Source organism: Dyella sp. 01N36, from assembly GCF_056399745.1.
Genome location: NZ_JBFTRY010000210.1, coordinates 1 through 5,559, shown reverse-complemented (window position 1 = coordinate 5,559; position 5,559 = coordinate 1). Strand labels below are relative to the sequence as shown.

5 protein-coding genes are annotated in these 5,559 nt (G+C 64.3%); 2 read left to right on the top strand and 3 right to left on the bottom strand.

Going from position 1 to position 5,559, the window contains the following annotated elements:
- A partial coding sequence (locus tag AC1DMG_RS19245; protein WP_477180921.1) for a GyrI-like domain-containing protein occupies positions 1-483 on the top strand: 483 nt, incomplete at its 5' end.
- 4 nt (positions 484-487) lie between these two features.
- Here the strand turns inward: AC1DMG_RS19245 and AC1DMG_RS19240 are convergent.
- On the bottom strand, positions 488-1,108 hold the full coding sequence (locus AC1DMG_RS19240; RefSeq protein WP_441604222.1) for a hypothetical protein: 621 nt from the start codon (positions 1,106-1,108) through the stop codon (positions 488-490).
- Positions 1,109-1,374: 266 nt separating this feature from the next.
- On the opposite strand from AC1DMG_RS19240, the gene AC1DMG_RS19235 reads away from it, so the two are divergent.
- Positions 1,375-3,681: a transferrin receptor-like dimerization domain-containing protein gene (locus tag AC1DMG_RS19235; RefSeq protein WP_477180920.1), complete on the top strand. Its 2,307-nt coding sequence runs from the start codon at positions 1,375-1,377 to the stop codon at positions 3,679-3,681.
- Between the two features lie 81 nt (positions 3,682-3,762).
- Here the strand turns inward: AC1DMG_RS19235 and AC1DMG_RS19230 are convergent, their stop codons facing one another.
- The gene (locus tag AC1DMG_RS19230; RefSeq protein ID WP_441604220.1) at positions 3,763-4,041 is read right to left on the bottom strand and encodes a GIY-YIG nuclease family protein; all 279 of its coding nucleotides are present in this window, start codon (positions 4,039-4,041) and stop codon (positions 3,763-3,765) included.
- A gap of 83 nt (positions 4,042-4,124) precedes the next feature.
- Positions 4,125-5,559, bottom strand: a 1,435-nt coding sequence (locus AC1DMG_RS19225; RefSeq protein ID WP_477180919.1) for a hypothetical protein, incomplete at its 5' end; no start/stop codon positions are given.

Here is a 5,559-nt window from a genome sequence, read left to right as displayed (position 1 = left end):
GTTCAACGCTGCTGCCAGGACGTCTGCGCCATGGATCATCGGATTGTGTCGTTGCCTGCTTTCACGGTCGTYGGACTGGAGCACATCGCCCGCAGCCCGAACGGGATCGGGCCCTTGTGGGAGCGCTTCCTGCCGCGGGAACACGAGATCGGCCTGCGCTCGCAGCCCGGTGTGTCCTACGGCGTCTGCGCGCCACTGCCCGATGGCATGCTGCGATACGTGGCGGGCCTGCCGGTGGCCGATGACGCGCCGGTGCCCGAAGGCATGGTGAAATTCCAGGTGCCGGCGCAGAAGTACGGTGTGTTCACCCATCGCGGCGTGGCCACGCGCATCGGCGAAAGTTTCCAGACCATCCATACCCGCCTGCTGCCCAAGCTGGGCCTCAAGGCGCGTGCCGGCGTGGAATTCGAACGCTACGACGAGCGCTTCGTTTCGCCGGACGATCCGACGTCCGAGACCGATCTGTACATCCCGGTGGAATAAACGCTTAGGCGGCCAACTGGGTTCGCGGAAACGAGGCGAAGGCGTCGTTGAGCGTGACGCTGATCAGGTGAGCGAGCTCGGCGTAGTGGTTGGCGCGCGGCGTGCGGGCGCGCTTGGGGGCTTCCTCGAGCAGGTCGACCCAGCCCTGGGTGGTGGGACCCGCGGCGTTGGCAAACAGGCAGGCGCGCGGCGCATCGAGGAACACCCGCATCTCCACCCGCATGCACGCGGCCAGCGGCGCCGAGCCATCGGGTTCGATCAGGATGGACAGCGAGCGGTTGCCACGGCGGCGCAGCAAGCGCAGACATTCCTCCAGCTCGATCACCAGGTGGTGGCCATCGGGCAGGCACAGCTCGCCGTAGAACACGGCTTCCATCTCGTTGACGGCCTTGCGCACTTCATTCTCGATGCGGCCAAGGAAACCCACGCGCAGCTCATGCCGCGTGTAGTGAACGGGCATGGTGGAGACCTGCACCTCGTTCTTGCGCACCAGGGTGGAGTGATTGATGCGGGTGAAGCTCAGGCCCGCCGCCTCGTAGCTCTGCTTGGCGTTGGCGCCGCTGATGCCGGCGAAGGCTGCCCATGCGGCTTTGAGATACGGGATGTTGGGCGCGGTCTGCAGCATGGGTGTCCCGCCAGAAAGGGGTTGGTGTCACACCGTTGCCGGGGTGACACGGTGTTTATCGGCGCCTGGGCGCCAAACTTCAGTGGTCCGGAGGCTTGGGGCGGATCCTTTTCGATTGCCATGGCCAGACGCGCAAGGCCGATCCATGACCTTTGTCCTAGACGGTTGTCCACGGCCTCAAGGTATAAGTGCCACGACAACATTGAACGTCCACGCGGCGAGAGAGCGCCGCGTATTCACTGTGCCACCGCTGGGGAGAGAAACGCATGACCCGTTTGACGCTACGGCCGTTGCTGACGGCCTGCCTGCTGGCTTGCATGGGCAGCGCCCTGGGTGCCGATGGCACTGGCCATGAGGACGCCGGCCTGTTGGGCTTCACCAGCGACGGCGCGGCGGCCCAGAAGAGCCTGGAGCAACGCTTTGATGCCTTGCTCGATCCGGCCGACCAGCGCGAGTGGCTCAAGCAGATGTCCTCTGCTCCCAACCAGGTGGGATCGCCGCACGACAAGGCCAATGCGGAATTCATGCTGGCCAAGTTCAAGGAGTGGGGCTGGGACGCCCATATCGAAACCTTCAACGTGCTCTATCCCACGCCCAAGAAAGTGGCGCTGGAACTGAAGGGCCCGCACCCGTTCACCGCCAAGCTGCACGAGCCGGCAGTGGCAGGCGATGCCACCTCCAGCATCAAGGACGGCGTGCTGCCGCCGTACAACGTCTATGGCGGCGACGGCGATGTGAGCGCGCCGCTGGTATACGTGAACTACGGCATGCCCGACGACTACAAGGACCTCGCCCGCCGTGGCATCGACGTGCGCGGGAAGATCGTCATTGCGCGCTACGGTGCGGGTTGGCGCGGCCTCAAGCCCAAACTGGCGCAGGAACACGGTGCCGTGGGCTGCCTGATCTATTCCGACCCGCATGAGGACGGATATGCCGCAGGCGACACCTATCCGCATGGCGGCTGGCGTCCGGAAGATGGCGTGCAGCGCGGCTCGGTGGCCGACATGCAGCAGTATCCCGGTGATCCGCTCACCCCCGGCATCGGTTCCACCGACGATGCCAAGCGTCTGTCGCTGAGCGAAGCGAAGACCATCCTCAAGATTCCGGTATTGCCGATTTCCTATGCCGATGCCACGCCGCTGCTGAAGTCACTCAGCGGACCGGTGGCGCCGGGCGGATGGCGCGGTTCGCTGCCGATCACCTATCACATGGGGCCGAGTACGGCGCCGGTGCATTTGACGGTGCAGTCCGATTGGGGCCAGAAGCCGGTATACGACGTGATCGCCACCATCAAGGGTTCCACCGAGCCCGATCGCTGGATCGTGCGCGGCAACCATCACGACGGCTGGGTTTTCGGCGCCTGGGATCCGCTGGCAGGCAATGTCGCCCTGCTGGCCGAAGCCAAGGCCATCGGCGCGCTCTACAAGCAGGGCTGGCGCCCGCAGCGCACACTCGTGTATGCCAGCTGGGATGGTGAAGAAGCCGGCCTGCTCGGCTCCACCGAATGGGCGGAAACCCATGCCGACGAGTTGCAGCAGAAGGCCGTGCTCTATCTCAACTCCGATACCAACAGCCGCGGTTTTCTCGATGCCGGCGGCAGCCATTCCTACCAGCATCTGGTGAACCAGGTGGCTGCAGGCGTGACCGATCCGGAGACCAAGGGCAGCGTGCTCGAACGCATGCGTGCGCACATGATGGTCAGCGGCGCCGCCAAAGACGCCAAGCCCGAAACCAAGGAGGCCGCCAAGCTCGCCGCGGCCGGTGGCGACGTGCCGATCAGTGCGCTTGGTTCGGGTTCCGATTACAGCGCCTTCCTCGAACACCTGGGCATTGCATCGCTGGACCTGGGCTTCAGCGGCGAGGAAGACAACGAGGGCGTCTATCACTCGGCGTACGACTCCTTCGATCACTACGTGCGCTTCGGCGATCCCGATTTCCAGTACGGCGTGGCGCTGTCCAAGGTCGCAGGTCATATCGTGCTGCGCACCGCGGACGCCACCGTGCTGCCGATGCGCTTTGAGGACTTCAGCGACACGCTCAATCGCTATGTGGAGCAGTTGCATCAACTGGTCGCCGATACACGCAAGGACACCGAGCAGCAACATCAGTTGCTGGACAAGCACGCCTATGCACTGGTATCCGATCCCACCCGGCCGCAGCTGGCGCCCGAGCGCGATAGCGATGTGCCGGAGATCAAACTCGCACCGCTGGACGATGCGACGCGCAAGCTGAGAAAGAGCGCACAGGCCTTCGAAGCCGCCTACAGCCAGCGCGCCGCGGCTGGCTTCAACCTGCCCGCCGCTCAACAGCAGCAGCTCAATACGTTGATGGGGAAGATGGAGCAGTCGCTGACCAGCGCTGCCGGTCTGCCGGCGCGTCCCTGGTTCCGCCACATGATCTACGCGCCGGGCATGCTCACCGGCTATGGCGTGAAAACGGTACCTGGCGTGCGCGAGGCGATCGAGGGACGTCGCTGGGAGGAGGCCAACCAGTACGCGCAGGCCACCGCCAAGATTTTGGATGGCTACCGCGAACAGCTGGACAAAATCACCGCGATGCTGAAGAAGTCGTAACCCCCTGTAGGAGCGCACTTGTGCGCGACCACCCGGCAAAGCGGCCGCCCTCCAGGCGGCGGTCGCGCACAGGGTGCGCTCCTACACGGATGGAGCGACAGCTGCGCCGTCCAGATAGCCGATCTTTTTGTGCCTGGGCAGCTGCTTGATTTCCCATTCCGCACGCGACGCTGCCGCGCGATTTTCATAGGCACGCGAACCGATCAAGCGCAGCGGAGGGTGCGAACGCGTATAGCGCGCGCCCTTGCCGCTCACGTGCGCCTGGTAGCGCGCCTCAAGATCGTTGGTGATGCCGGCGTAGTAGGTGCCGTCACGGCATTCGATCAGGTAGAGAAGCCAGGGGCCTGTGGAGCGGGGCATGAGGTCTGCATTCGTGGGCAACGCCGGCACGTCATCCTACGTGCATGGCGACGGGGCGGTCGAGCCCCGGCGACGCAGGGCCATCAGGTTTCGGTGGGATCCAGATGGAAGGTTTCCACCCGGCCGACGCCCGCAAGCACGTTCTGCACCTGGGGACGCGCAATCACATCGCGCCATCGCCGCAGACGTTCGGTGTCCATGGGCGTGGTGCGGATGTCGGCATATATCTGCATATCGTCCAGCGCCTGGCTTCGCCATTCCTCGTTCTTGAGGCGTTCGATCAGCAGGTCGACCGCCTCGTCCAGATGGTTGCTCAGCAACAATGCCGCCTGCCAGGTGGTGATGGCGTCCTTGCGGTGCTCACGCATATAGGTCAAATGCATGCTGATGGCCGCCTGGTCCTGTTGGACGATGGCCGCTTCCAGTCGCACGATCTCCAATTGCATGCGCCCATAGGGGCTCATGCTGCCCAGCTCCTGCACGGTGCTGAGTGCTTCGCCGGGACGCTTCAGGTCGGCATACAACTGGCCAAGGTTGATGATCTGGCTCACGTTCATGCCGCCGTCTTCGGGGCGGCGGGCGGCACGCTGCCACTGTTCCACCGCCTCGTCCCAACGCCCGAGTCGGGCCAGTGCACGCGAGCGTTCGTCGAGCAGCCAGATGTACTGCTTGTCGAAATCCTCGTAGGTCGCGCTGCCGTTGCCATCCTGCGTCTTGGCGATCACCGCATCGGCGAGCGCCAACACTTCGTCGTAGCGCCGAGCGCTCAGCAGCAGCGATTGCAGGCGCACCGTCGGACGAAGCTTGTGTGGAGTGGACTGCATCTGTGCCCGTGCGCTGTCGATTTCACGGGCCAGCATGCGATCGACGTCGTAGTGCTTCTGATCGGCGCGAGTCAGCGCATCGAAGCGTTTGTCCACGCGCATGGACAGCACGGTGCGGGCCGAGTCGATGCGTGCGGCCGCCGCTGCCGCCTGCCTGGTGTGGCCATTGGCCAGCTGGAGCGTGGCGAGGTCCTGCCATAACTCGTTGGGCTCGCCGTCCGAGTCTTTCCATCGCGCATCGAATAGCGCCTGCAAATAAGCGAGTCGCTGCGAAGCATGGTTGCCATCCATCAACTCACGTTCGATGGTGATCACGGCGCGCTCGTTGATGTCACCGAGTTTGTCCGGCCATCGCTGCGCAATCGTCGTGACGCAGACGGCGCTATCGGCATAGTCCTTGAGTGCATAGGCACTGCTCAGCCGGGTGAACCAGGCCTCGCCGTCGGCTTCAGGCAGGGCGGTCGCGCGCACCAGATACCCATAGGCCTTCTTGTGCTCGCCCTGCTCCTCGGCAATGGCGCCAGCCATCAGCTGCGCGGCATAGCGAATCTTTTCCGGCAATCGCTCGAAGTCCTCTTGCTGCAGTACCTGGTCGACCGCCTGCGTGGCGGCTTTCAGATTGTTGCTGCCGATGTAGATCATGGCGACGCGCAGGTTTTCCTTCGCGGCATCGGTACTCTGGGCGGTGCTGACG

What these genes read in the sequence shown, in the direction of transcription:
- AC1DMG_RS19240 (WP_441604222.1), bottom strand. Translation starts at nt 1,108, where the DNA reads ATGCTGCAGACCGCGCCCAACATCCCGTATCTCAAAGCCGCATGGGCA.
- AC1DMG_RS19235 (WP_477180920.1), top strand. Translation starts at nt 1,375, where the DNA reads ATGACCCGTTTGACGCTACGGCCGTTGCTGACGGCCTGCCTGCTGGCT.
- AC1DMG_RS19230 (WP_441604220.1), bottom strand. Translation starts at nt 4,041, where the DNA reads ATGCCCCGCTCCACAGGCCCCTGGCTTCTCTACCTGATCGAATGCCGT.